Genomic DNA, 23,556 nt, shown 5'->3' with positions numbered 1-23,556 from the left:
TGTCACCATTGCCCGTAAGGGATATTGTTCAGGCCTTTGCCGCGGGCCCTGGAATACACGTCGAACACGTCTTCGCCGTCGCGCGGGTTGTCGGGACTGCTGTCGTAGGCACGCAGGCCCCAGCCGCCTTCGTCTTCATCCTTTGCCGCCACCAGCGGGTCGTGCGGGATGCGCCGCAGGAAGTAGAACTTGGCGCCCTTGGCACTGCGCACATCGCGCACGCCCTCTACCAGCACCTGCAGGTTCGGCGGGTAGCCACTGCTGTCCACGCGCTTCTCGATGTAGCCGGCGTCGAAGGCCCGCTTGTAGGCATCGATGGCGTCGCGAATCTGGTACAGCGCCTCGCGCAGTTGCTGCTCCTTGCCGCGGCGTACCACCGTTTCGGTCAGCGGCGCGGCCATGCTGGCGAGCAACCCGAGCAGTGCCAGGGTCAGCACCACCTCGATCAGGCTGAAGCCGTGCATGCGACGCCGCGCGTTCATGGCCGTGGGCTCCCGTTGACCGGGGCGACCGCCATCTGGCTGTCCACGACCGGTTCATCGGTGGTCGGCGCATTACCGGGTACGTCCATCGGCGGCAGTGGCGCCATCTGGCGCACCTGCATGGCCGACTCGGTGCCCGTGGAAAACTCCATGTCCGACGGGCTCTGGTACGGCAGGTTACGTACGATGCGCGGGGTGATCGCCAGCACCAGCTCACTCTTGCTCATGTCGTCCTTGTTGCTGCCGAACAGCCGGCCCAGGCCCGGGATATCGCCAAGGCCGGGAATCTTGTTGCCACTGGCGTTGTGGTCGTTGCGCACCAGGCCGGCCAGCACCTGGGTTTCGCCGTCATGCAGGCGCAGGCTGGTCTGCGCGTTGCGGGTGTCGACCTGGACGGGGATGGTGCCCTGGCGGGTGGCCTCCAGCGGGGTGGCGTTGCTGACCTCCAGCGCCACCTTGATCGCCACTTCGTTGTTCAGGTGCACGGTGGGCTGCACTTCTAGCTTCAGGCCGACGTCCAGGTAGGTGACGCTCTCGGTAATGACCGGCCCTTGGGTCGACGGCACCGAGGTGGCGCTGATGATCGGTACTCGCTGGCCGATGTGGATGCGCGCTTGCTCGCGGTTGCTGACGCGGATCACCGGGCTGGCCAGGGTGTTGATGTCTTTGTCCTGGGCGTTGATCTTGGCCTGCGGCGCCGGCGCAATGCTGATGCGGCTGGAATTGATGCCCTTGAGCTGGTCGAGCACGCTGACCGGGTTGCCATCGTCGTTCAGCACGCCGAAGGTGTTCGGCCATTGCAGGCCAAGGTCGAGGATGCGCGAGGTGGCCACCTCCATCACCTCCACTTCCAGCACCACCTCGGGGTTGGACTGGTCCTGCGACTGCAGCAGCTTCTCGGCCATGCGCACCGCGTCCGACGTGTCGCGCATGGTCAGGGTGTTGAGGCGCTCGTCAACGAACACGTCGCGGGTCTTGAGCATGGTCTTGACCATGTTCAACGCGGTATTGGCGTCGATGCTGGTCAGATAGAACGTACGCATGACCAGTTCCTGGTAGTCCTTGGTCTTCTGCGGCGAATCGGGGTAGACCATGACGGTGTTGTCGTTGACGATCTTCTGGCGCAGCTGGTTTTGTTCCAGCAGCAGCGCTATCGCGTCCTCGATGCGCACCTCGCGCACGAAGATGGTGGCTTTCATGTCCGGGCGCAGGTCCTTGTCGAAGATGAAGTTGATGCCGGCCACCTGCGACAGCACTTCGAAGATGGTCTTCAGGTTGGCATCGCGAAACTCCAGGGTGACCGGCCGTTCGAGCTTGCTGCGTAATTGCGGGTACGGCTGCGCGGTGCGTGCCTGCACGTTTTCGATGTCGCTGCGCAGCGTTATGCCCTTCTGGTTCTGCGGGTCCAGACGCAAGACTTCGCGCATGTAACGTTCGGCACCGAACAGGTCGCCCTGGCGCAGCGCCGCCTGGCCAAGCGCTACGCGATCGTCCAGGGTGCGGATCAGCTCCAGCTGGCGAATGCCATCCTGGGCGCGGCGGTTGTTCGGCTCCAGGGTGAGCACCCGGCCATAGCTCATGCGGGCATTGGCGAAGTCATGGCGGACGCGGTCGCTGTCGGCCTGGGTAATCAAGGCCTCGACAGCCGCCTGGCGGCTGTGGGCCAGGGCGATATTCAGCTCTGTGTCACGCGGGTCGTCGCGCAGGGCCTCTTCCAGGCGGGCGATGCCGGCCTCGTACTGGCCCTCTTTCATCAACTGGTCGCTGTCCTGGCGAACCGCACTGGAGCCGCAACCGGCAATGGCCACGCACAGCGCCACGAGCAGAAACGGAGCAGGCTTGCACAGCTTTGACGACTTCATGGTGCGCTCCCGACAGACAAGGTCTGCGACTGGTGCAAAGGCAGGTAGACCAGGTTCAGCTCGCTGGCCGATACCCGATCGAGGCGATAGGTGTCTTCGATCACGTCGCCTTGGCGCACGACGTAGAGTTTTTCGCCGCTCTGCAGGAAGACCTGCAGGTCGTCGCGGTCACCCATGCGGCCGATGAACTGGAAAGGCAGCTCCGGGGCCGTCGGGGCCGCGGCGACGACAGGTGCGGTCATAACCGGTTGTTCGGTGACCGTGGCCAGGGTTCTGGGTGGCGTCCATTGCTGGGTTGGGAACAGGTCGCGGGCGGCCTGTTCCGGCCCTTTCGCGGGTAAGCCCGCGCCGACCATGGACACAGCGCTTTCTGTTGCAGGCGCGGGTTTACCCGCGAAGGCCGCGACGCCATCGTCCTGGCCAAACCAATGGTCCGGTGCCCAGGCCAGCGCCGCGCTCACGCCAAGGAAGCCGGCCCAGATGACTGCACGTTGTGTGTTCATCATGACCTCGACAGGTAAAGGGTCATGCGCAGGCGGGCATTGAGCTCGCTGTCGCCGATGCGTTTGCGTTGCAGCTCAAGGTCTTCCAGCACCAGCGTCGGCAGTTGCTTGAGCAGGCCCTTGATAAAGCCGCGAATCTGCGGGTAGCTGCCGCGCACTGGCAGCACGATCTGGTAGCGGGCCAGCTGGGTCTTGGGGTCGATGCCCAGCGCGTATTCACCGCGGGCCAAGCTGATGCGCTCGGCGCTGGCCAGGCGGTACAGACGCTCGATCAGCTCGCTGGCCTGGGGCTGACCGGGCAGTTGCTGGCGCAGGCTGTCGAGGGCCTGCTGCTCGGGCTGGACCGCAATCTTCAGCTCACCCCGCTTGACACGCCCTACCTGTTCGCTGGCCTGCGCTTCGCTGGCGCGCAGTTCGCGTACGCTTTGCCATTGCGGCAGCACGCCGGCACACCCCACGCCAATGGCGAGCAGGCCTACGGCTACGGCAGCCAGGCCTACCGGGCCGACAACGCGCAGGCGCTCCTGGAGGATCAGGCGGCTGAACGATTCAAGGGCGCGCATGGCCGATCTCCCAGGTGGCGGTGAGGGTGAAGCGCACCGGGTGCTCGGGCCGCGCAGCGAGCACTTCGTGGTTGAGCAGCGACACGTCGCTGAGCTCGTCGCTGGCTTCCAGCCGCTGGTGGTACTGCAGCATCGCTTCGAGGTTGCGCGCCTCGGCGGCAATGCGCACCTGGCCCTTGCGCGCATCCGGCGTCAGACCGAGCAGCGCGACGTCGTCCTGCGGCATGGCTTCAAGCATGGCGAACAGTTGCTGCCAAGGACGTTGCAGTTGCTGCGACACACTGCGCATTTGTGCCAGGCGCTCAGCCTGCTCCCGGCTGGCAGCGCTGTTCTTGGGTTCTGCGATGGCCGGGCGGCGGCCCAGTTGCAGTTCCAGGCTATGGACGCTGGCTTCCAGTGCCACTTGCTCGGTCTGCAAGCGTTGCTGCAGCAGCACCAGGCCGGCGACCATGGCGCTGGCAAGGACGAGCAGCGACCAAACCAGCGGTCCGCTGCGCCGTGGCTGGAATTCCAGGTCGAGGCGGCGCATGTCAGGCCACCGCCCGCCACATGGCGCACAGCGGGTCGGCTTCGCTGGCCGGCTGGCACAATTGCACGGCCGCCAGTTGCGGCACGTCGCAGCGGCCCGGGGCATGCAGGTACACCCGCGGCAGGTGCTCGCCGTACAGCTCACAGGTACGCTCGATCAGTGCTTGCAGGGCCTGGTCGCTGTCAGCGCAACCTTGCGCCAGCACTTGCTGCCAGGCACCGCCGGCGGCCAGCAGCAATACACTGCGGCGCGGCTCGGCCAGCACGAACAGGAAGTCCCCCTGCTCCAGCTGTGACCAGCAACGGTTGTAGGCAGCCATCAGGTATGGCTGCACCGAGCGCAGGCTCAGGCGGCTTTCCCGGCCCAGTGCCTGCAGCCGCTGCAGCAAGGCTTCGGGCAGCGCCGTGGCGATGCGGGCGGCACCGGCAGGCTCCGGTGACAGCACGATGCGCCAGTCGTCCAACGGCTGCCCGTAGAGGTTTTCGAAGCAAGCGCGGGCATAGGCGTCCAGCTCGCGAGGGTGGCCGATGGCGTCACTCCAGGGCACCAGGCAGAAGCGGCTGTAGCGGGCCGACAGCAGCACCCGCAACTGGGCGCCACGTACCGCATGCTCGGCCAGCAGTGCGGCCAGCCCGTCGACGGCAGCATCCCAGGTCGGTTGGATGGCGTCGCTGCTGAACGCGCGGCTGCCCAGCCATTGGTGGTGATTGTTGTGCCAGCGACCCAGGCCGACACCCTCGGCGCCCAATACGGCGCAGTAACGGTCAGATGAATGTGACACGGTTGATCTCCTCAAGGGTGGTACGGCCATCGCGGACCAGGTCCAGGGCCGAGGCTCGCAGCAGGCGCAGGCCGCGCTGGCAGGCAAGCGTCTTGATCTGCGCCAGCGGGCGGCGCTCCACGATCATTTGCCGCAGGTCGTCATCCAGGTGCAGCAGTTCGGCAATGGCACTGCGGCCGCGGTAACCACTGCCACGGCAGTGGCCGCAACCCTTGACACGGACGAACGTCCAGCCGGCCACCCCCTCGCGGGTCAGGCCTGAGCCATACAGGGTGTCGTCATCGTGTTCGCAGGGCGTGGCGCAGTGCGGGCAGGCCAGGCGAATCAGGCGCTGGGCCAGCACCGCGTTGAGCGCAGAAACGAAGCTGTAGGGGTCGACCTGCATCTGGCTGAAGCGGCCAATCACGTCGAACACGTTGTTGGCGTGGATGGTGGTGAACACCAGGTGGCCGGTGAGCGCCGATTGCACGGCAATCTGGGCCGTGTCGGGGTCACGGATTTCACCGACCAGGATCTTGTCCGGGTCGTGACGCAGGATCGAGCGCAGGCCGCGGGCGAAGGTCAGGCCCTTCTTCTCGTTGACCGGGATCTGCAGCACGCCGGGCAGTTGATACTCGACCGGGTCCTCGATGGTGATGATCTTGTCCACGCCATGGTTGATCTCGCTGATCATGGCGTACAGGGTGGTGGTCTTGCCGCTGCCTGTAGGGCCGGTGACCAGGATCATGCCGTAGGGTTCTGCCGCCAACCGGCGCAGGGCGCGCAAGGTCTCGTCGGCAAAGCCCAAGGCTTGCAGCTGCACGCCGCTGACCCGGTCGGACAAGTCCTGCTTGTCGAGCACCCGCAGCACGGCATCTTCACCGAAGATGCTAGGCATGATCGACACCCGAAAGTCGATTTGCCGGTCGCCCACGGCCACCTTGAAGCGGCCGTCCTGGGGCACGCGCTTTTCGCCGATGTCCAGCTCGGCCATGACCTTGATGCGCGAGATCACCTGGTCGGCGAAGGCGCTGCCACTGGCCTTGCCGGCACCGTTGAGCACGCCGTCGATGCGGTACTTGATGGTCAGGCCCTGGCCGGTCATGCCCAGGTGGATGTCGCTGGCGTGCAGCTTGAGGGCGTCGTACAGGGTGGAGTTGACCAGCTTGACCACGCGGCTCTGGTCTTCGCTGATACTGGCCAGCGACAGGCGTTGCAGCGGGTCGCTTTCGCTGCTGGCGTCGGCGTCGTGGTCAAGGGCATCGACTGCGTGGAAGCTTTCTTCATGACGGGCCAGGAAGGTGGCCAGGTCGGCGGCGTGGGCCAGGTAAAGCGGCGCGCCTTGCAGTACGTCGTCGATCCAGGCCAGGCGGGCGTGGTCGAAGGGGTCGGCGAACACGCCCAGCAGTTGGCCGCCTTGCTCGATCAGCACACATTCGCGCTTGAGGCACTGGGCCAAGGCCAGCTTGTCGAAGCGTGGGGTGCTGGCCAGCAGGCTGTGGCTGTCGAGTACCGGGTAATGCAGGGTCAGGCCCAGGCGCTGGGTGAAGGTGTCGGGGGTGTCGCAGGCCAGGCGTTCCAGGCAGTCGAGCAGGCGCTCGTCGGTGGCTTGCAGACGGGCCTGGGCCAGCAGTTCGCGGGGGTAGGTCTGGCACGGGTTTACCGGTGCCGGCCCTTTCGCGGGTGAACCCGCTCCTACAGGTTCAGTGCAATCCTGTGGGAGCGGGTTCACCCGCGAAAGGGCCGGTGCAGGCTTTGCAGATTCCGGGGTTGCATCGAATGCTTCTGGCATGGCCTGCGACTCCGCTCAGGGGCGCGTCGCAGGCTGGCTCGGCCAGGGGTGCGGGCGCCGCTATTCCCCTGTGAGCAGTTGATCGTCGTCGGGACCTGGTGGCTTGGCGCCGTTACGGCGGCGGTCGGCCAACACCCAGCTTCCATCGTACAACTGCAGGGGGAACGATTCGTTCCTGTTCTGGCGTCGTTCGACGAACCCTTCGGCCGGGTTGTCCGTGGCCCTGCGCCGGCGCTCGATGCCCAGCAGGTCGAAGATCGCACGCGCCAGCTCCATCAGTGGGAACGGCTTGAACAGGACGTGACTCACACCGAGTTCGGCGGCCCGCTCACGCACCTCGACGGTGGGGTGGGCGGTGATCAGCACGAAGTGGCATTGCCTGTTCTTGCGTACAGCCTCCAGAACCTGAAAACCTTCCATGTCGGGCAGGCGGTAATCCAGCACAACTACTTGCGGTGCCAGGCTATCAGCCTGTTCGATACCACTGGCACCGTCGTGGGCAACATGAACTTCCAGGCCTTGCGCCTGCAGATACGCTTGCAGGTTCTGCGCAAGAGTCTGTTCGTCATCGACTACCAATACTCTGTTCACCAAGGTCGACTCCCCAATACTGCCCGGTTCCCCGGTCTGCGAAGTGCGCCCTTGTAGAGACTTGAGCAGGCTTCGTGCCAGGCGTGAATAGTCATGTTGCACCACTGTAAGCCACTGATTTTACTAGGGTGCTGGCCAGCAACCCACCTACGCTGAGCAGGCGCACCCACCCTGTTCCCCACAAGCGGGGAAAATGATGGCACATTGCCAAACCCTAATTCCCCAGCATTGGGGCAAGCGCCATCAACGGCCTCAGTCAGCGATCTCCACTTTAGCGGACTCGCGCAAACGTTGGCGCACGGATTGGCGCGCCTGCGCCTCCCGCTGCCCGATGAGCGTTGCCCTGGCCAAGGCCAGACCGTGTTCGCGTATGACCGATGGATTATCACTTTGGTTCTGCGCTCCTTGCAGTCTCTGCTGGTTGGCATCATAAAATGCCTCCACTTCGCCCTGGCTCGGCGCGTCGACTGCGCTGAGCAGGGCGTACACTTGCTGGGCCGCCATCTCATGCCGGGTGTACTCAGTGTACTGCGCCCTGTCGAAGCCCGCCTCTGCCAGTCGCCTTTCGAATAACGCCGGGCTGCCAAACGCCGCTTCTATCTCGCCAACCTGTGCCGACACGTGTTCATCGCTGACGGCAATGCCTTGGCGTTGCGCTTCCTGCCACAACAACTCCTTGTCGATCAGCTCGTCCAACGCTTGGTCACGCAGGCGTTTGTACAGGCCTGGGTTGCGGATGCTAGTCACCGCTCGCCCCTGGGCGTCCAGGTACTCGCTGAAGTAGCGCTCCAGGCGCATCAACCCGATCTCGACACCATTGACCCGCGCCGCTGGCACATCGGCCCAGCTCGCCCTGGTCAGCACCAGCAACAGGCACAACCACACGATCCGCATGACAACCTCCGCTCAAGGGCTGACCGGCACTGGCCGGTAGGGGGTGACCGCAGTAAAGCGTGGCCCGGGCAGGGCCACCGCCACCACATGGGCACCTGCCATGCCCTGGCGGCGACCAGGGCCAAAGCCCAGTGCCGGGGTCAGGCCGGTGGGCACATCGTGCAAGCCTTCGAGCGCAGCGATCAGTTGCTCGCGGCTGGCATCCCGTCCAATCTGCTTCAGCGCTTCGCTCAGCAGGCGCAACGCGCACAGCGTATTGACCTGCAACGACACCTGGCGCGGGTCCAGGCCCTGGCGCTGCTGCAGCCCGGCGAGCGTAGCCTGGCCTTGCTCGGTCCAGTCCTCTGGCACGTAGGGGTAGGCCAGAAACAGCCGCTGCGACCACTGCGCCGGCAAGCGCGCCACAGCGCCGGCTACCTGACTGGAAGCGGCGAACAGGTAGGGCTCGCGGCCCGCCACCTGCAACGCCGCCGCCAACTCGGCAAAGGCCTGGGCGCGGCCAAGGAAGACGATGCCCTGCCCGTCCACCGCCTGGCCGTCGAACGCCTGGATAGCGGGTGGCACCCAGCCCTGCTGTCGTAAACGCTCGCGCACCTGCTCGGCCAACGCGGCGTGTTCGTTACCGGCATACACCACGCGTAACTCATCCGGCGCCAAGCCCAGCGCCACACGGGCATGGCCTGCCAGGCTCAGCAATTGCTCGGGCAAGCCGGGCAGCGGGTCGAAGATCTGTGCGCTGCCGCCGCTGCGCGGGGTACTGCCGACCATCGGCACGTTCTGTGGCGCCAGCAAGGTCGTCAGGCGCTGGTCGAGCATGGGCGCCAATGGCGCGATCAGGGCGAACACTCGCTTTTGCTCGAGCAACTGTTGCAAGGCGCGTTCGGCACTGACCGGGTCGGAGCCTGGGTCAAGCACCACCAGTTCCAGGCGCCGCCCGTGAATGCCGCCTTGCTGGTTGAGTTGACCCACGCCGTCTTCCAGCACGGCGCGCACCACCTGCCCGGCTTCAGCCAGCGGACCGCTCGCGGGCAGCAGGGTCCCAAGGCGCAGCACGCCCTCTTCCACACCAGGGTCACGTTCTTCGGCCAAGCGTTTGAGATAGGCGGTGAGGTTGCGCTGGTCGGCCAAGGTCAACTCGAAGCGTGGCATGGCCGGGTCGAGGCGATTGCCAGCCGGGTCGATACCCTGCTGGATGGCCCGCGCCAGGCTGCTGTCGGTGTAGGCCGGGTAGCGGCGGCCGTTGGCCTCGCGCGGGCCCTGGCCGAGTGCCAGGCGTTGCCAGTCGAGGCCGGGGGGGCGAACACCGCCTTCGGCACGGCCACGGCCGTCGCTGCCATGGCAACTGGCGCAGGGCAGCACGCTGGCGGGGACTGTGATGTCACTGGCGCCGACCCGGGCTTGCAATTGAGCGTCGCTACTGGAAACGCCCTCGCGGTAGAGGCGTTTGCCGGCTTGTTCGTGGTCGGTCAGGCCCAGGGCCAAGGCTGAGGTCGAAGATGCCATGCCAAGCACGCATGTGAGCCATATCGCAAGCCCTGTGGGCGCGGCCTTGTGTCGCGAAAGGCGCGCGCAGCGCGCCCCTCTTTCTGCGCGTGAGCTGCCACTGCCGGGGCTGCTGCGCAGCCCTTTCGCGACGCAAGGCCGCTCCCACAAAAGCGGATGCCACAGAGGCCAATTCCCCAGGCGGCCCATGATACTCACCGACCGGCCAACGGCTGGGTCAACAGTTGCATGCGCTGGGCAATCGCCACTGGTGGTGCATCCGGGCGAATCTTGCTCCAGCGTTTACCTGCAACATCACCGGCAATCAGCTGCGTCGAATGCTGCTCGGGACTCGGCAGGAACTGCCCTATACGGCCAAGCACCAGGTCGACATTGGCCTTGTCACCGGTCAGGAACAACCAGTTCGGCCCATCCACCCCTTGCTTGGCGGCGAACGCCTTCAGCGCCTCGGGGGTGTCGTTCAGCGGGTCACTGCTGATCGACACGAAGGTCACCTGGGCGGCCAGGGCTGGCCCCATGGCCTCGCGCACCTCGCGCAGCTTGCGGGTGATCAACGGGCAGGCATCGGTGCAATGGGTGAAGATCACGTTGAGCATCACCACCTTGTCCTTGAGCACGTCACTGTAAAAGCGCAGCTCGCGGCCATTCTGGTCCTTCAGCACGGTGTCGGTGAACCAGGTCTTGGCGTCGCGTGTACCGCCACCACTGGCCATCGCCTGCGGTGCTGGCTGCGGCTCGGGGGGTTGCGGCGCATGGCCTTCGTGGGCGAACGCCACCGACGTGAGGATCCACAGGCAGCCACCCAGTACCAGCCAGTCGAATGCGCGCATGCCAGCGCGGTGGGAGGTTGCAGTGCTCATGGTTGCACCTCGTGATGGTCGGCAATGGCGGTGCTCTTGGCATGTACCCGGCGCGCACTGAGGCGGTTGATTTCTTCGATCAATACGCCCGGGTCGGTGAAGCCGTAGTAACGCGTCCAGTGCCCGCTACGCCCGTCACCCACCAGTATCAGCGGCGGGTGCTGGCTGAGGTCGGCGTTGAAGCTGCCCAGCCCCTTCAGGGTTTCGGTGATGGCGTACGGGGTACCGGTCAGCCAGCTCCAGCCCGGCCCTTTCTGGAATGCCTTGGCATAGTTTTGCAGGCGCTTGGCGTCGTCACGCTGAGGGTCGACACTGATCGACACCAGGCGAACCTCCTCGCCTACCCGGCCGCCCAGCTGCTGCTGGACCTTGCCCATGATCGACGACACCACCGGGCATACCGTGGTGCAGCTGGTGTAAATGAAGCCCATGACCACCAGATGGTCACCCACCAGGTCTTTCTCCAGGCGTACCGGCATGCCTTCCTGGTTCAGCAGCGACACATCGGCAAAACGCACACTGGCCTTTTCCTGATGCGCCGCCGGGGGCTGCCCGGCATGGCCGTCATGCGCGTGACCGGCGTGGGCCATGGCCAGGTGGCTGGCGAATGCCAGGCTCAGGGCCAACAGTGTGCAAGCAGGCTTGGCGTTCATCGCACATTCCTCACGTCAGTCTGGGAGGCGTTGGTTGCAGCAGCCGGCAGAACGCGCAGGCTGGTGTAGTTTTCTTCGGCAAACTTGCGCCCCAACGAGGGCGACTGCACATGCAGGTACCAGGCGCCGGCCTCAGGCAAGTTCAGCGCTGCCTGGTAGACCCCCTCGCCCACCTCTTGCAGCTGCAGGTTGCGCGGCATCGACGATGGCGCCAGGAAGTAGCGCAGGCTCAAGTCGTTCAGGCCCAGGCGCGGCTGCCCGTCATCACCGACAATCCGTACCCGCGCGGTGAAGTCGCTGTGCTGCGGCAGCGGCTGGTCGAGGCCGATGAACTCGGCACGCGCACCTTTACGTTTGCTGGCATCGCTCCCTGCGGCCACTTCGGTACTGAAGCAATGAATGATTTGCGGCTGGTTGAGCAGGAAGGCAACGTCGAACTTGCCGGCGGCGGGCAGCTTCACCGTCGAGCCATACACCCCGGGGGCCACTTCGCGCAGGCTGCGGTCAACGACGATGGCGGCGCGGGCCTGGTGGCCGCGGTTGTTGTAGCCGGACATCGGTGCATTCATGCCTTCGGCATAGAAGTAGGTGGTGTTGTCCACCGGGTTGACCACGAACACCGAATTGTCATCACGCGATACCGACAGCCCCTGGGCCAGTGGCAGGTCGCCGGCCTGGCGCGGCGCTGCGGGGCCAGCCTCGAAGCCTTGCACGATGGGCGCACGCCCCTCGCCCAGGCTGGCCAGATTGATCATGCTCACTTTCGGCGAGGCCAGGCCACGCACATAGGCATAGCCTTTGGTGAACGTCAGCTGGTACGGTTCGGCCGCCACCGGAATGCGGTGGATCAGCTTGTCGGTACTGGCGTCGATGACCAGGGCCTGGTTCTCCAGGGTATTGAGCACGATGCCGTAGCGGCCATCATGGCTGAAGCGCATCGGCCCCAGGCCCTGTTCGGCCTGGACCGTGTGGCGCAACTGATGGCTGCGGGCATCGAACACCCGTACGCTGCCCTCCTCGCCATCGACCACGTACACGGCCTGGGACAGCGCCGAATAGCTGACCGACAGCGGGTGCGGGCCTACCTTGATGGTCTTGGCCAGGCGCATTTCCGGGATGTCGATGACGCTCAGGGTGCCGCTGTCGCGATTGCTGACATAGGCATAGCGCGAGTCGGCGCTGAAGGCGATTTCGTGGTGCCCGGTACCGGTGTTGAAGTGCTTCATGGCGCTGCGCCCCGGCACGTCGATCACTGTTACCCCGCCTTTGCCCGGGTCGCTGCTGTTGTTGCCAACCCACAGCCGATGCTGGTCCGGCTGCAGGGCCACGCGCAGCGGCTGGTCGCCGGCGTCCAGGTCGGCCACGCGGGTGAAGGTTTCGGTATCGATCACCGAGACCTTGCCCCGCTCGGGTATCGACACGAAAACCTGCTTGTCGTCGCTGGTGGCCGCCCAGTCCATGGGCCGCCCTGGCAGCTCGATGCGGGCCATGGTGCTGGTCACGCCCCCCACCGACACCGTCGGGTCGATCACTGTCAGGCTGGCGTCATTGTTCAACATCAGCAAGAAGTAGCTGTTCAGGTCGAGCAGCGGCCGGGCCCCGATGCTGCTCTTGAGAAACAGCGCGACCCGCGCCTTGCAGCTCTGCTCGCGGTCCCCGGCCGGGGCCGACTGCGCCGGGTCGATCCACGCCCCCGGGGCCATGCCCGACAGCGGTTGGCCACTGGTCTGGTCGCTGAGCTTGAAGCGGATGTTGGCGAAGCCGCCCTCCTTCAGTTCGCCGCCGGCCAATGGCCGGGCCTCGAACTCCACGTTCACGCCGTCCCGGCTGAGCCGGTGCAAGGCCTGCGAGCCGCCCCGTTCCTGCAACAGCTCGCGCGGGTCGCACCATAGCTTTTCGTACGCCACGCCCAGGCCAATCAGCGCTACCCCTAGCACTACCCCCAAGTAAGCAGGGCGAGTCTTTTTGTTCATGCTCGCGTTCCCCTTCCGTCACTGCGCCGGGGCCGTTGCCGGCGGCGCTTCGTTGGTCACCCGCAAGATCCCCCACAGCCCCGAGAGGTTGCCGTAGGCGGCGTAGTCGCGGAACAGGTAGTCACCCGTCACCGCGTTGGCACCGCCGGCACTCGGCAACATGAAGCTGAAGTGCGCCGCTGGCAGCACGCTTTCCTGCGCGCCGATGTACATGGCCATCGGGTTGTAGCCAAAGCGCACCGAACCGATACCAGGCAGGCCAATCGGGTAACCGTCCGCATCGCTCTTCTCGGCCTGGTAGTTGTGCAGTGGCCATACGTGCCCGTCCAGCTGGTAGACCATGCCGCGGCTGCCACCACTGGGCATCACGATATGGTTGCGTACCGGTTGGCCAGGCTTGGCGTACAGCACCGGGGTTTGCGGGTCGCCACCGACCAGGGCGTTGGCGTAGGCCATGTGGGCGTTGGGTACATCACCAAAGCCCAGGCCATTGGCGCGGCCGAATGGCGAGTCGGGCGCCATGCCGAAGCGCAGCCACAACGGTTCGGTCTTGTAGTTGACCGCCATGTTGCCGTTGTCTTGCGGGTCACCGGCAGCACCGTTGCCTTCGGTATTGATGCCTTCTACCGGACGACCATCGGCCCAGCGCATGTTCAGCGCGCGCTGCCACACCGTGACGAAGTCGCGGTAGTCCGGCTGGCCGCTGACCTTCACCGTGGCCTGGGTACGGGTAGCAGTATCCTCGGTCCAGGTGGCGGTTTGCGGCAGGATGCTCATGGCGCCCACCAGACCTTTTTGCGGCTGCTTGATGAAGTCTGACGGGGTCAGGTTGAGGCCGCCGAACTCGATAGGCGTGGTGTTTATGTTGTCCACTGTGCGGCCCAGCTGCGACACCGGTTTGCCTTCACGCTCCAGGTGGCCGGCGTAGTACTGGTACTCCTTGGTCGGGTAAGCGCCGCTGGTGCCGGCACGTGGTGGCACGGTCTGCACCGGGTTCAGGCCAACGTTGGCACCGTCTGACTTGGTGATGTCGTAGGCCAGCAGTTGCGCATGCAGGCCCACGTGGCTGGACGGCCGCATCAGGTTGTTGGCAAAGGCGGTGGAGCCTTCGCTGTCGAAGCGGTCACGCTTGACCACGTTGTGCATCACTGCAGTGCTCGGCAGGTCTGGCATCACCAGTGGCAAGCGGTTCTCCAGGGTGATGCTGATGCAGTCGCCGGCATTGGCGCGCAGTACCAGCGGCTCTACCGGGACACCCGCCTTGAGCTTGCCGGTGGTGGCATCGAGGTCAGCCTTGCGCACGTACAGGATCGCGGTCGGGTCATGCAGCGGCGCACTGTGGCCACCGATGGTGAAAGGCTCCCCATCTTCGGGGTCTACCCCGCTCACCAGCGGGATGGCGGTTCTACGGCTGTTGAACACCAGGGTGCCGCCGTTGGCCTTGAGCGCGCCACCGACATGCTGGCCGACGCCCGCCGGGTCATTGATGCTGACGCCGTTACGGTTTTCGAGGATGTCGTTGGCCAGCGCTGCTACGATCTCGTAGCTGCGCTTGACCGTGGTGCGGGTACCGATGCCGTTCGGGTTGGCCGTGGTTTTCGGGCAGATGCCGTTGAAGTTCACGGTGTTGCGCATGGCCACCGGCTGCGGGTTGTTGGGCAGCGGGAACAGGTCGGCACGCTGCGCGGTGTAGTTGCGCATGATGCCCCAGATACCGTTCCAATAGCCCTCCAAGGCCGCGTCCAGCGAGTACAGGTAGTCGCCGTTGGTGGCTGCCGAACTGGAGATCATCGACACCGGCGCCATGAAGCCCAACTGCTCGGAGATGCCGATCATTTGCGACGACTTCCAGCCCGAGTTGGAGCTGTTGCCGAAGCCAGAACCGTTCTGCAGCCATTTCACGCCGTGCAGGGTGACGTTGTGCTCCTCTTCATGGCCACCGGCGTGCATGCGCAGGCGCACGTTGTCGCCGGAATAGGTGCGCAGCAACGGGGTGAACGGGTCGCCCGGCTCGGCGCCAGCCGTGTTGACATGCGGCGGGAACAGCGTAGTGCCGCCGGTAGGGCCGACTGCCGAGGTAATCGCCGATGGCGACAGGTTCATCGCCGGGATGGCGCGGTCGGTACGGGTTTGCAGGGCATAGCTGAGGTCGCCGGCCAGGCCGTCGGCCTGCATGCCACGCTTGCCGTCCGGGCCGACCTTGTTCGGGTCATACACGCGCAGGGCCAGCGGCTCGTTGCGGTAGTTGACGACGAACATCCCCGGGTCATCCACCGAGATCGCCTGCGGGCATGGCCGGCTTGGGCAGCCCGGGTTGAGACCGCCGCGTTTCTCGACGATGGCTTCGAGCAGGTTCGACGCCTTGCCGCGCACGGGCGGGTTGATGGCGTAGCGGAAGCTGTCGGCTGTGGCCGGGTACGACTGGGCATTGGGAATGCCGTCCGGCCCTGCGCCTACGTACACCCCGGCTTCATAGGCATGCTGGAAGTCACTGTACTCCAGGAAGAACTCGCGGTAGCTGTCGTTCTTGCCGTCGCCATCGTGGTCGCCGGTCTGGATCACCGCCTGCCACGAGGTCGGGCCGCCGTCCTGGCGCGTGGCCGGGTTGTACAGCTGCTCGCCGGTTTCGGCGTGGTACCAGGTGGAGCCGGCCGGTTCGGCCAGCACGGTGGCATACAGGCCCAGTTGCTGGTGAGTCGATGGGCCAAGGTGGTCATGGGTGAAGATGGTACCCAGGCCGCGGTCGACGTTATGCACGTTCACCAGCGGGTCTGCGAACCAGCGCTGCATCGCGGTACGTGCGCCCAGCCAGTCGGCGCGACCAAAGCGGCCGAAGTACGGGTGCTGCCTGGCTTTCGGGCAGGCTGCGGTGCCTTCGCGGCTATCCCCTTCAGTGCAGCCATTGTAATTACGAATGGCCTCTACGCGCTCGACCACGCTACCGGGCGAAAGTATGCCGTCTTCGTAGTTCCAGCCGTTGGCCGAGCCGTCGGCAGCGGTCAGGTCCCACTTGGGCAGGTGGATGTGCTGGCCGATCACGTCGGTCGGGGTGCGCACCTGGTAATCGTCCATCTCATAGATGTTCGGGATCAGGTTGGTGTGCTGGTACATCGCGCAGTCGAAGGTGTTCATGCGCATCACCAGCGGCTCTGGCGGGCGCTGCTTGGTAATGACCGGCCAGGCGTCTTCCCACAGGGCAATGATGCGTGCCTGCGGGAAGTGGTAGCCCACTTTGTTGTACACCGCGTCGAACTGGATGTTGGCCCCTTTGTAGATGCGGGGGCGGTCGGCGGTGAAGGCCGAGGCGCCACGGAAGTTCACGCCCGTCAGGCTCTCTCCACTGTTGAACTCCCCAACCCCGGAAGACTGGGTCAGGCGTTTTCCACGGTCATCCATGCACGGCTCGTAGTACGGCGCACCTGCAGTCGGCAACGCGCCGTTGGTGCGGAACGCCTTGGCCACCGGCTGGCTGCCGGGGATCAAGGCATAGCTGGGGTGTTCAGCCATGGCGTGGAACTGCATGGCGGCCTGCTCGACATCGGTGCCCTCTTCCGGCAGGTAAATGGGCTTGGCCTTGTGCACGACCTTGGTGAAGTCCAGTTTGGTGGTGGTGGTCTCCGCCACGCCACCGGCGGACACACCGTCCAGTGCATGGCGGCCAAGGCCGCCGTCCCAGCCATCGACCTGGTTCGCATCCAGGTTGGCCCACAGGGCTTTACCACTGTCTTTCAGTTGCCGGGCCAGGGCCGGGTCGAGCATGTCCAGGGGCGGGGTTGGCGGGCGGTTGCCCACGCTGCTTTCCATGCCGCCGATCCAGAACGGGTAGCCTGGGTTTTTCAGCGTGCCGTCGGCGTTGCGGTTGGCCTCGGTGCGGTCGACCAGCGCCAGCGAGCCCACGGCCTTGCGCACGGGCGCCTCGCTGGCGTGGTCGTCATCATCCTCGTCTTCGTGGTCATCATCGTTGGCAGCAACCAACGCTTCGGAGAGCTTGGGCACGACCACGACTTTGCCGGGCATGGGCGCCATGGCCTTGCCAGGTAACGGCACGATGGCCGGAATCGGCGTACCGGCAACGATCTCGCCATCGGGCAGGGCCCGGGCGCCAGCGGCCGGCTTACCGCTACGCAGGGCGAACGGGGTACTGTGGAAGCCATTCTCGCCCTGCCCGCTCACCTCCAGCCGCGTGCCTTCCTCGAACACGTCATGTACCCGCCACATGGCCCACATGCCCTGGGCGAAGTGCGGGTAGAAGTGACAGTGATAAATGGCATCGCCGGCAACGCGGTTGCGGTTGCCCGAACCACCGTTGGCGATTTCGTAGGTGTAGCCGACGCCGGCGCCGATGCCTTGGGCATCGATGTAGTCGGAGTTGTCGTCATTGGGGTTGAACAACCACTGATGGCCGTGCAAGTGGAAGATGTGCTGCTCGTGCCCGTTGTGGGTGTTGCGGAACTTGGTGAAGTCACCGATATAGCTGTGGTGCACGTTGGCAGGCTCTGAGGGGTAGAGGGCCATGCTGGCCTTGACCCCGACGGCGCTGGCCGGCGGCACCTCGCCCGGGCGGATGTGTTCCAGGCCGACGTTGGCCGGTACATCCACCAGGGTGCCTATATCGCCGACCGTGTGGGCGCTGAGGAAGAACTCCTCATAGGCACACGACAGGCAGTCGTGCATCGGCCCCACCCCCAAGCGGTTGGCCACCACTTCGGCACCCATCCCACCAGAGCCGTAATTGATCATGAACGAATCGCGCGCCGGCTCCAGCACGTGGCCCATCACCGGGTCGGCCCAGTAGCCAGGGAAGGCCTGGGTACCGGCAACCTCGTCGGCGAACTGCGAGGCGAAATCACGGAATGCTTCCAGTCGGTTGGGCAGCGCCGGGTTGCGTTTGCCCACGCTTTCCAGCGGGTAAGTGGAACTGGGGAAGCTACCGTCAGGGTTGGGCCCCATGACGATGGCATCGGTTTCGCTGCTGATGATCTCGTTGCCGTTGACCATGGCAATGATCGGTTTGCCGGCCTTGCCTTCGGCGATCCACGGTTCGACCTGCGGATAACGGGCTTCGTAGTCGATCACGGGCTGGCCGGTGGCGGTTCGCCCCGTGGTGGCCAGGCGCATTTCTTCTTCAGTGAGGGTGTTGCGGTAGGTACGGCCCAGTTTGGGCACGACCACCACCTGGCCGAACAAGCCGTTGGAGACGTTGCCCGCCGTGCCCTCGCCGCCGAACGTAGCGGCTTTGCTGGTGGCGGCGAAGGCCCCTTCGCGCTCGGCATACAGGGTGTAGCTGCGGGTGCTGCCGGGGCTGACGAAGAAGTTGCCGTTACGCCCGGTATAGGCGGAAATATCGGCAATGCTGTTCACCGCCTGCATCCCGTTGACCTGGAAGCCGACCATGCGCTCGGCCACCTGTTCGTCGGCGACAAAGCCTTCGCCGCCTTCGTTTTCAACCTCCGGCCCCTCTGCCTCACCCTCGGGCTCTTCAGCCTCGATACCGTGCTTGTTGGGGTTCGCCTTGTAATCCAGCAGGTTGGTCAGGTTGACCGTCAGGCAGTCACCGGCCGCCACGCGCAGCACGATAGGCCGCGGGCGCTTGTCCGGGCGCAGGGTGACCTTGCCCGGTACCGCGGCCCCGCCCTTGCTGAGGGGGACCTGCTTGTCGTCCACCACGTCCTCACGAAGGGCAAACATCATGCCGTTGGCGTTTTGCGCGCCAAGGCGGTTGAACATCAGTGGCTGGTCCAGTGCCACCACGTTGGCGACCAGGGTGCGCTGGCACTGCACAGCCGCCTCGCTGGTTGCTTCCCAGCCAAGCAAGGCCAGTACAAGTGATGACAGGATGGGGCCTTTGAGTGGCGTCGACATGCTGCACCTCCGGGACACAGGATCTCTGCCGGGAGCTGGAGCAAGGTGTGTGCCAGAAGAAAAATCCAATATTAATCAATAACTTGTACGATCAACCGCAACGGATTGGGGAGGATCCCCCAGCAGGTTCCCCCGAATCGGGGGACGAAATCCCGTGGGGGCAAAGGCTGCTCCACAGGCGCGCGCTGGCCTCACACAAGGTAAAAACGCACGGTACCCTTGCACAATTGTCGATTGTGCAAGGCAAATTCGCATGCCAGGATCCTGCGATCCTCCAGCGAACTCCAGACTTCACTTGGAAAATCAATAACAAAGCAGGGAGAACGCAATGACTGCACACGCTCATACCCCGGCAGCAACCGACCATGTATTGGCCGAGGTCCGCAACCAGATCGGCCACCTGACCCTGAACCGCCCAGCCGGTCTCAATGCCCTGACCCTGGACATGGTGCGCAGCCTGCGTCAGCACCTGGACCAGTGGGCCGACAACCCGCAGGTACGCGCCGTGGTCCTGCGCGGCGAAGGCCCCAAGGGGTTCTGTGCCGGTGGCGATATCCGCTCGCTGTACGACAGCTTCAAGGCCGGCGACACGCTGCATGAAACCTTTTTCGTCGAAGAGTACGCCCTCGACCTGGTCATCCACCGCTACCGCAAGCCAATACTGGTGGTGATGGACGGCTTCACCCTCGGGGGCGGCATGGGCCTGGCCCAGGGCTGCGACCTGCGCGTGGTCACCGAGCGCAGCCGGCTGGGCATGCCCGAGGTCGGCATCGGCTACTTCCCGGACGTGGGCGGCAGCTACTTCCTCTCGCGCATCCCCGGCGAGCTGGGCATCTACCTGGGTGTCAGCGGTGCCCAGATCCAGGCGGCCGACGCCTTGTATTGCGGCCTGGCCGACTGGTACCTGGCCAGCGATCAGCTCGCTGCCCTCGACCGGGGCCTCGACCAGCTCGACTTCAGCGACCACCCGCTCAAGGACCTGCAAAACCTGCTGGCCAGGCTCGGCACCCAGACACTGGATGATGCGCCACTGGAAAAGCTGCGCCCGGCCATCGACCACTTCTTCGCCCTGCCCGACCTGCCAGCCATCGTCGAGCAACTGCGTGCGGTGAGCCTCGGCGACAGCCACGCCTGGGCGGTGGCCACCGCCGATCAGCTGGAAACCCGCTCGCCTCTGGCCATGGCGGTTACGCTGGAGATGCTGCGCCGGGGGCGCGAGCTGGGCATTGACGACTGCTTTGCCATGGAACTGCACCTGGACCGCCAGTGGTTCCAGCACGGCGACATCATCGAAGGCGTGCGTGCCCTGATCATCGACAAGGACAAGCAGCCCCGCTGGAACCCGCCGACCCTGGCCGCGCTGCAAGGCCAGCGGGTCGAACAATTCTTCGAAGGCTTGTGAGCCCGGGAGTACACAGATGCAAGACCTCGAACTGAGCGAAGAACAGATCATGATCCGCGACATGGCCCGGGACTTTGCCCGTGGCGAAATCGCACCCCATGCCCAGGCTTGGGAAAAGGCCGGCTGGATCGATGATGGCGTGGTGCGCAAGATGGGCGAACTGGGCCTGTTGGGCATGGTGGTGCCCGAGGACTTCGGCGGCAGCTACACCGACTATGTCGCCTATGCCCTGGCCGTGGAAGAGATCGCCGCCGGCTGCGGCGCCACCGGGGCGATGATGAGCATCCACAACTCGGTAGGTTGCGGCCCGCTGCTGGCCTACGGCACCGCCGACCAGCAACAGCAGTGGCTGCCACGCCTGGCCAGCGGCGAGGTGATTGGCTGCTTCTGCCTGACCGAGCCACAGGCCGGCTCCGAGGCGCACAACCTGCGCACCCGCGCCGAGCTGGTGGATGGCCAGTGGGTCATCAACGGTGCCAAGCAGTTCGTCAGCAATGCCCGCCGTGCCGGCCTGGCGATCGTCTTCGCAGTGACCGACCCGGAGCTGGGCAAGAAAGGCCTGTCGGCGTTCCTGGTGCCCACCGACAACCCTGGGTTCAAGGTTGATCGCAGTGAGCACAAGATGGGCATTCGCGCCTCCGATACCTGCGCAGTGACCTTCGACAACTGCCGCATTCCTGCCGCCAATATCCTCGGTGAGCGTGGCAAGGGCCTGGCCATTGCCCTGTCCAACCTCGAAGGCGGCCGTATCGGCATTGCCGCCCAGGCCTTGGGCATCGCCCGCGCCGCATTCGAAGCGGCGCTGGTCTACTCGCGTGACCGCATACAGTTTGGCAAGCCGATCAACGAACACCAGAGCATTGCCAACCTGCTGGCCGACATGCAGGTGCAGGTGAACGCCGCACGTTTGCTGATCCTGCACGCCGCCCGCCTGCGCAGCGCCGGCAAGCCGTGCCTGTCGGAAGCGTCACAGGCCAAGCTGTTCGCTTCGGAGATGGCCGAGCGGGTGTGCTCGATGGCCATCCAGGTGCATGGTGGGTACGGCTATCTGGAAGATTACCCGGTGGAGCGCTACTACCGGGATGCGCGGATTACCCAGATCTATGAAGGGTCGAGCGAGATCCAGCGCATGCTGATTGCACGGGAATTGAAAAACTATCCGCTGTAACGCAAAGGCAACGCGGTTCTTGGGGGCGCGGGCGACGCTGTGGCTGGCACCGGCTTTGCCGGTGTTCGCGGGCGCGCCCGCTCCCACAGGACCCTCTCGCCTCAGCGCCAATACCGCGCGTCATCCACCACCCTGGCATGCCCCTCGAACAGCGCCGGCAACTGCTCCTTGAGGTAGTCGATCCAGGTGCGCACCTTGGCGTCCAGGTAGTGGCGTGACGGATACATCGCATACAGCGCACTCTCCCTCAACCGATACGGTGCCAACAACCGGCGCAAGCGCCCCTGCTCGATCGCCTCGCTGGCGGTGTAGAACGGCAGCAGGCCAATGCCCATGCCCAGCTCGCTGGCCACCAGCATGGCGTCGGCAACGTTGGTGGAAAAACTGTCATTCGGCGCAATCACGCACTGGTCAACCCCTTGCGGGAACACCCAGTCGCCTTCGTACATCGGGTAAGCCATGCGCAGGCAGCGATGGCCGTGCAAGTCTTCGGGGCGCTCCGGTACACCGTGGGTATCCAGGTAACCGGGGGCCGCGCAGGGGATGCTGAAAATGTTGCCCAGCGGCACAGCGATCAGCTGCGAATCCGGCAGCGCACCGTCCACGGTGATCACCACGTCATGCCCTTCTGCCAGCGGGTCGGGGTTGCGCTGCGACAGCGTCAGCTCGATCACCACTTCCGGGTATAGCGTGTTGTAGCCGGCCACCAGCGGCATCAGCAACAGCCCCATGCCGTGCGGGCAGTGCAAACGCAGATGGCCGCGAGGCGTGAGGTGCGCCCCTCGCGCTTCGCCCACGGCTTCTTCGGTCAGCAGCATGATCTGCCGTGCACGCTCCAGAAACCGCTCACCCGCCTCGCTCATGCGCAAGCGCCGGGTGGTGCGGTGCAGCAGGCGGGTCTGCAGCTGGTTCTCCAGCTCGGCAACGATGCGCGAAACCTGCGCTGCAGAAATATCCAGAGCATTGGCAGCTGCAGCGAAGCTGCCACATTCCACCACACGGGTGAAGGTACGCATGGCATGCAGCATGTCCATGAAGGTGTGCTCCTTTCTTTGTCTTATTCTTGCGTTACAGGCAGGAATCTATCACGGTTTAGCCCATTTATTGTGGATGACCAATGAATAGATCATTAGCCATCCATTAAAAAGGAGCCTGTCATGAAACGCTCGATCGCTGTCCTTGCCATTGCCGCTGCCTTCGCCTCGTTCGGTGCTTTTGCCGATGCCGGCAACAACCAGCCAGTCAGCAGCCAATATGAATACGGCATGCCGCTGGACGTGGCCAAGGTCATCTCCATCACACCGGCCAGCAACGCAGCCGACTGCCAGGTAGGCACCGCACACATGGTGTACGTCGACCATCAGGGCCAGAAGCGCGAAATCGACTACCGGGAAATGGGCAACTGCTCGCAGCAGTGAGTCAGGCCAGCACCTGGGTGATCCAGCCCACCTGCTGATTGAAATCGTCGATCTTCGCCTGAGGCACCGCACCGCGGGCCCGCTGGAAATTGGCCAGGGTCTGCTGCTTCTGCCGCAGCATGCGCCGCCACTTGACCACAAACGCCTCGCTTTTCTCCTGCATCAACACGGGGCCGAAGTACAGCTGTTCAGCGCTATACACCCCCCTGCCCGGCTCGGCGACGATGATCTCGTAATCGAAGCGGTTTTCCCGTAGCAGCTCTTCGCTGACGATCTGGTAACCATTGCCCGCCAGCCACTGGCGCAGTTCGCGCTCACCGCCATTGGGCTGCAGTACCAGGCGCGTGACGCCGCCAAGGCGCTGCTTGCCGGCTTCGAGTATCTCGCACATGGTGTCGCCGCCCATCCCGCAGATGCTCACCACCGAGATACGGTCTTGCGGTTCGACCGCTGCCAGCCCATCGGCCAGGCGTACGGTTACCTGCGTTTGCAGGCCGTTTCTGCGCACATTGCGCTGGGCCGAGGCGAACGGCGTCTGTGCCACTTCACCCGCTACCGCGGCCTCGAGCACGCCACGCAGCATCAAGGCCACCGGCAGGTAGCCGTGGTCCGAGCCAATGTCGGCCAGGCGCGCGCCCTGTGGCACATGGGCGGCCACACGCTCCAGGCGCCTGGACAAAGTCTGTTCGTTCAACGTAAACCCCTGGTTTTGCAATCGCCTGCGATTCTGACGGCGAACGC

Annotated in this window: 19 protein-coding genes; 3 read left to right on the top strand and 16 right to left on the bottom strand. The window is 64.9% G+C overall.

Annotated elements, in window-relative coordinates:
* Positions 1-2: 2 nt before the first annotated feature.
* The 14 genes from AA098_RS12365 to mnxG all read right to left on the bottom strand — a co-directional run bounded on the left by AA098_RS12365 (position 3) and on the right by mnxG (position 18,827).
* The gene (locus AA098_RS12365) at positions 3-482 is read right to left on the bottom strand and encodes a type II secretion system protein (RefSeq protein ID WP_003247963.1); all 480 of its coding nucleotides are present in this window, start codon (positions 480-482) and stop codon (positions 3-5) included.
* Positions 479-2,344 (bottom strand): secretin N-terminal domain-containing protein, encoded by a 1,866-nt coding sequence (locus tag AA098_RS12360; RefSeq protein WP_064614276.1) that lies wholly within the window; start codon positions 2,342-2,344, stop codon positions 479-481. The genes AA098_RS12365 and AA098_RS12360 overlap by 4 nt, the downstream gene beginning before the upstream one ends.
* Positions 2,341-2,847: a hypothetical protein gene (locus AA098_RS12355; RefSeq protein WP_054888978.1), complete on the bottom strand. Its 507-nt coding sequence runs from the start codon at positions 2,845-2,847 to the stop codon at positions 2,341-2,343. Before AA098_RS12355 ends, AA098_RS12360 begins: the two co-directional genes overlap by 4 nt.
* On the bottom strand, positions 2,847-3,410 hold the full coding sequence (gene pilO, locus AA098_RS12350; RefSeq protein ID WP_003247957.1) for a type 4a pilus biogenesis protein PilO: 564 nt from the start codon (positions 3,408-3,410) through the stop codon (positions 2,847-2,849). Before pilO ends, AA098_RS12355 begins: the two co-directional genes overlap by 1 nt.
* Complete coding sequence (locus tag AA098_RS12345) at positions 3,397-3,939, bottom strand: hypothetical protein (protein WP_003247955.1); 543 nt, start codon at positions 3,937-3,939, stop codon at positions 3,397-3,399. Before AA098_RS12345 ends, pilO begins: the two co-directional genes overlap by 14 nt.
* A 1-nt stretch (position 3,940) precedes the next feature.
* Complete coding sequence (locus AA098_RS12340) at positions 3,941-4,720, bottom strand: hypothetical protein (RefSeq protein WP_003247953.1); 780 nt, start codon at positions 4,718-4,720, stop codon at positions 3,941-3,943.
* The gene (locus AA098_RS12335; RefSeq protein WP_227743092.1) at positions 4,704-6,491 is read right to left on the bottom strand and encodes a GspE/PulE family protein; all 1,788 of its coding nucleotides are present in this window, start codon (positions 6,489-6,491) and stop codon (positions 4,704-4,706) included. The genes AA098_RS12340 and AA098_RS12335 overlap by 17 nt, the downstream gene beginning before the upstream one ends.
* A gap of 60 nt (positions 6,492-6,551) precedes the next feature.
* Positions 6,552-7,085: a response regulator gene (locus AA098_RS12330; protein WP_017148304.1), complete on the bottom strand. Its 534-nt coding sequence runs from the start codon at positions 7,083-7,085 to the stop codon at positions 6,552-6,554.
* A gap of 249 nt (positions 7,086-7,334) precedes the next feature.
* Positions 7,335-7,976, bottom strand: a complete 642-nt coding sequence (locus AA098_RS12325) for a SurA N-terminal domain-containing protein (protein WP_054888977.1) — start codon at positions 7,974-7,976, stop codon at positions 7,335-7,337.
* A 12-nt stretch (positions 7,977-7,988) separates the two neighbouring features.
* Positions 7,989-9,479 (bottom strand): ABC transporter substrate-binding protein, encoded by a 1,491-nt coding sequence (locus AA098_RS12320; RefSeq protein ID WP_004577517.1) that lies wholly within the window; start codon positions 9,477-9,479, stop codon positions 7,989-7,991.
* A gap of 194 nt (positions 9,480-9,673) precedes the next feature.
* The gene (locus AA098_RS12315; RefSeq protein WP_004577518.1) at positions 9,674-10,339 is read right to left on the bottom strand and encodes an SCO family protein; all 666 of its coding nucleotides are present in this window, start codon (positions 10,337-10,339) and stop codon (positions 9,674-9,676) included.
* A complete protein-coding gene (locus AA098_RS12310) occupies positions 10,336-10,992 on the bottom strand; it encodes an SCO family protein (protein ID WP_004577519.1) in 657 nt (218 codons plus the stop codon). The genes AA098_RS12315 and AA098_RS12310 overlap by 4 nt, the downstream gene beginning before the upstream one ends.
* The gene (locus AA098_RS12305; protein WP_003247941.1) at positions 10,989-12,965 is read right to left on the bottom strand and encodes a cytochrome D1 domain-containing protein; all 1,977 of its coding nucleotides are present in this window, start codon (positions 12,963-12,965) and stop codon (positions 10,989-10,991) included. Before AA098_RS12305 ends, AA098_RS12310 begins: the two co-directional genes overlap by 4 nt.
* An 18-nt stretch (positions 12,966-12,983) precedes the next feature.
* Positions 12,984-18,827 carry a manganese-oxidizing multicopper oxidase MnxG gene (mnxG, locus tag AA098_RS12300; protein WP_003247939.1) on the bottom strand — a complete coding sequence of 1,948 codons (5,844 nt, stop codon included), beginning with the start codon at positions 18,825-18,827 and terminating at the stop codon, positions 12,984-12,986.
* Between the two features lie 328 nt (positions 18,828-19,155).
* Here mnxG and AA098_RS12295 point away from each other — a divergent pair, with 328 nt between their 5' ends.
* A complete protein-coding gene (locus AA098_RS12295) occupies positions 19,156-20,229 on the top strand; it encodes an enoyl-CoA hydratase/isomerase family protein (protein WP_012052142.1) in 1,074 nt (357 codons plus the stop codon).
* Positions 20,230-20,245: 16 nt separating this feature from the next.
* Entirely contained in the window at positions 20,246-21,397 is a 1,152-nt protein-coding gene (locus tag AA098_RS12290; protein ID WP_003247935.1) for an acyl-CoA dehydrogenase family protein, read from the top strand.
* Positions 21,398-21,498: 101 nt separating this feature from the next.
* Here the strand turns inward: AA098_RS12290 and AA098_RS12285 are convergent, their stop codons facing one another.
* Positions 21,499-22,431, bottom strand: a complete 933-nt coding sequence (locus tag AA098_RS12285; RefSeq protein WP_003247933.1) for a LysR family transcriptional regulator — start codon at positions 22,429-22,431, stop codon at positions 21,499-21,501.
* A 123-nt stretch (positions 22,432-22,554) separates the two neighbouring features.
* Here AA098_RS12285 and AA098_RS12280 point away from each other — a divergent pair, with 123 nt between their 5' ends.
* A complete protein-coding gene (locus AA098_RS12280) occupies positions 22,555-22,815 on the top strand; it encodes a DUF2790 domain-containing protein (RefSeq protein WP_003247932.1) in 261 nt (86 codons plus the stop codon).
* Between the two features lies 1 nt (position 22,816).
* Here AA098_RS12280 and AA098_RS12275 read toward each other — a convergent pair whose 3' ends face one another.
* The gene (locus tag AA098_RS12275) at positions 22,817-23,509 is read right to left on the bottom strand and encodes a tRNA (adenine(22)-N(1))-methyltransferase TrmK (RefSeq protein ID WP_054888976.1); all 693 of its coding nucleotides are present in this window, start codon (positions 23,507-23,509) and stop codon (positions 22,817-22,819) included.
* Between the last annotated feature and the right edge of the window lie 47 nt (positions 23,510-23,556).

Origin of the sequence: Pseudomonas sp. JY-Q (assembly GCF_001655295.1) — a bacterium.
Classification (GTDB): Bacteria; Pseudomonadota; Gammaproteobacteria; order Pseudomonadales; family Pseudomonadaceae; genus Aquipseudomonas; species Aquipseudomonas alloputida.
This window is presented reverse-complemented; position numbering and strand designations above follow the sequence as displayed.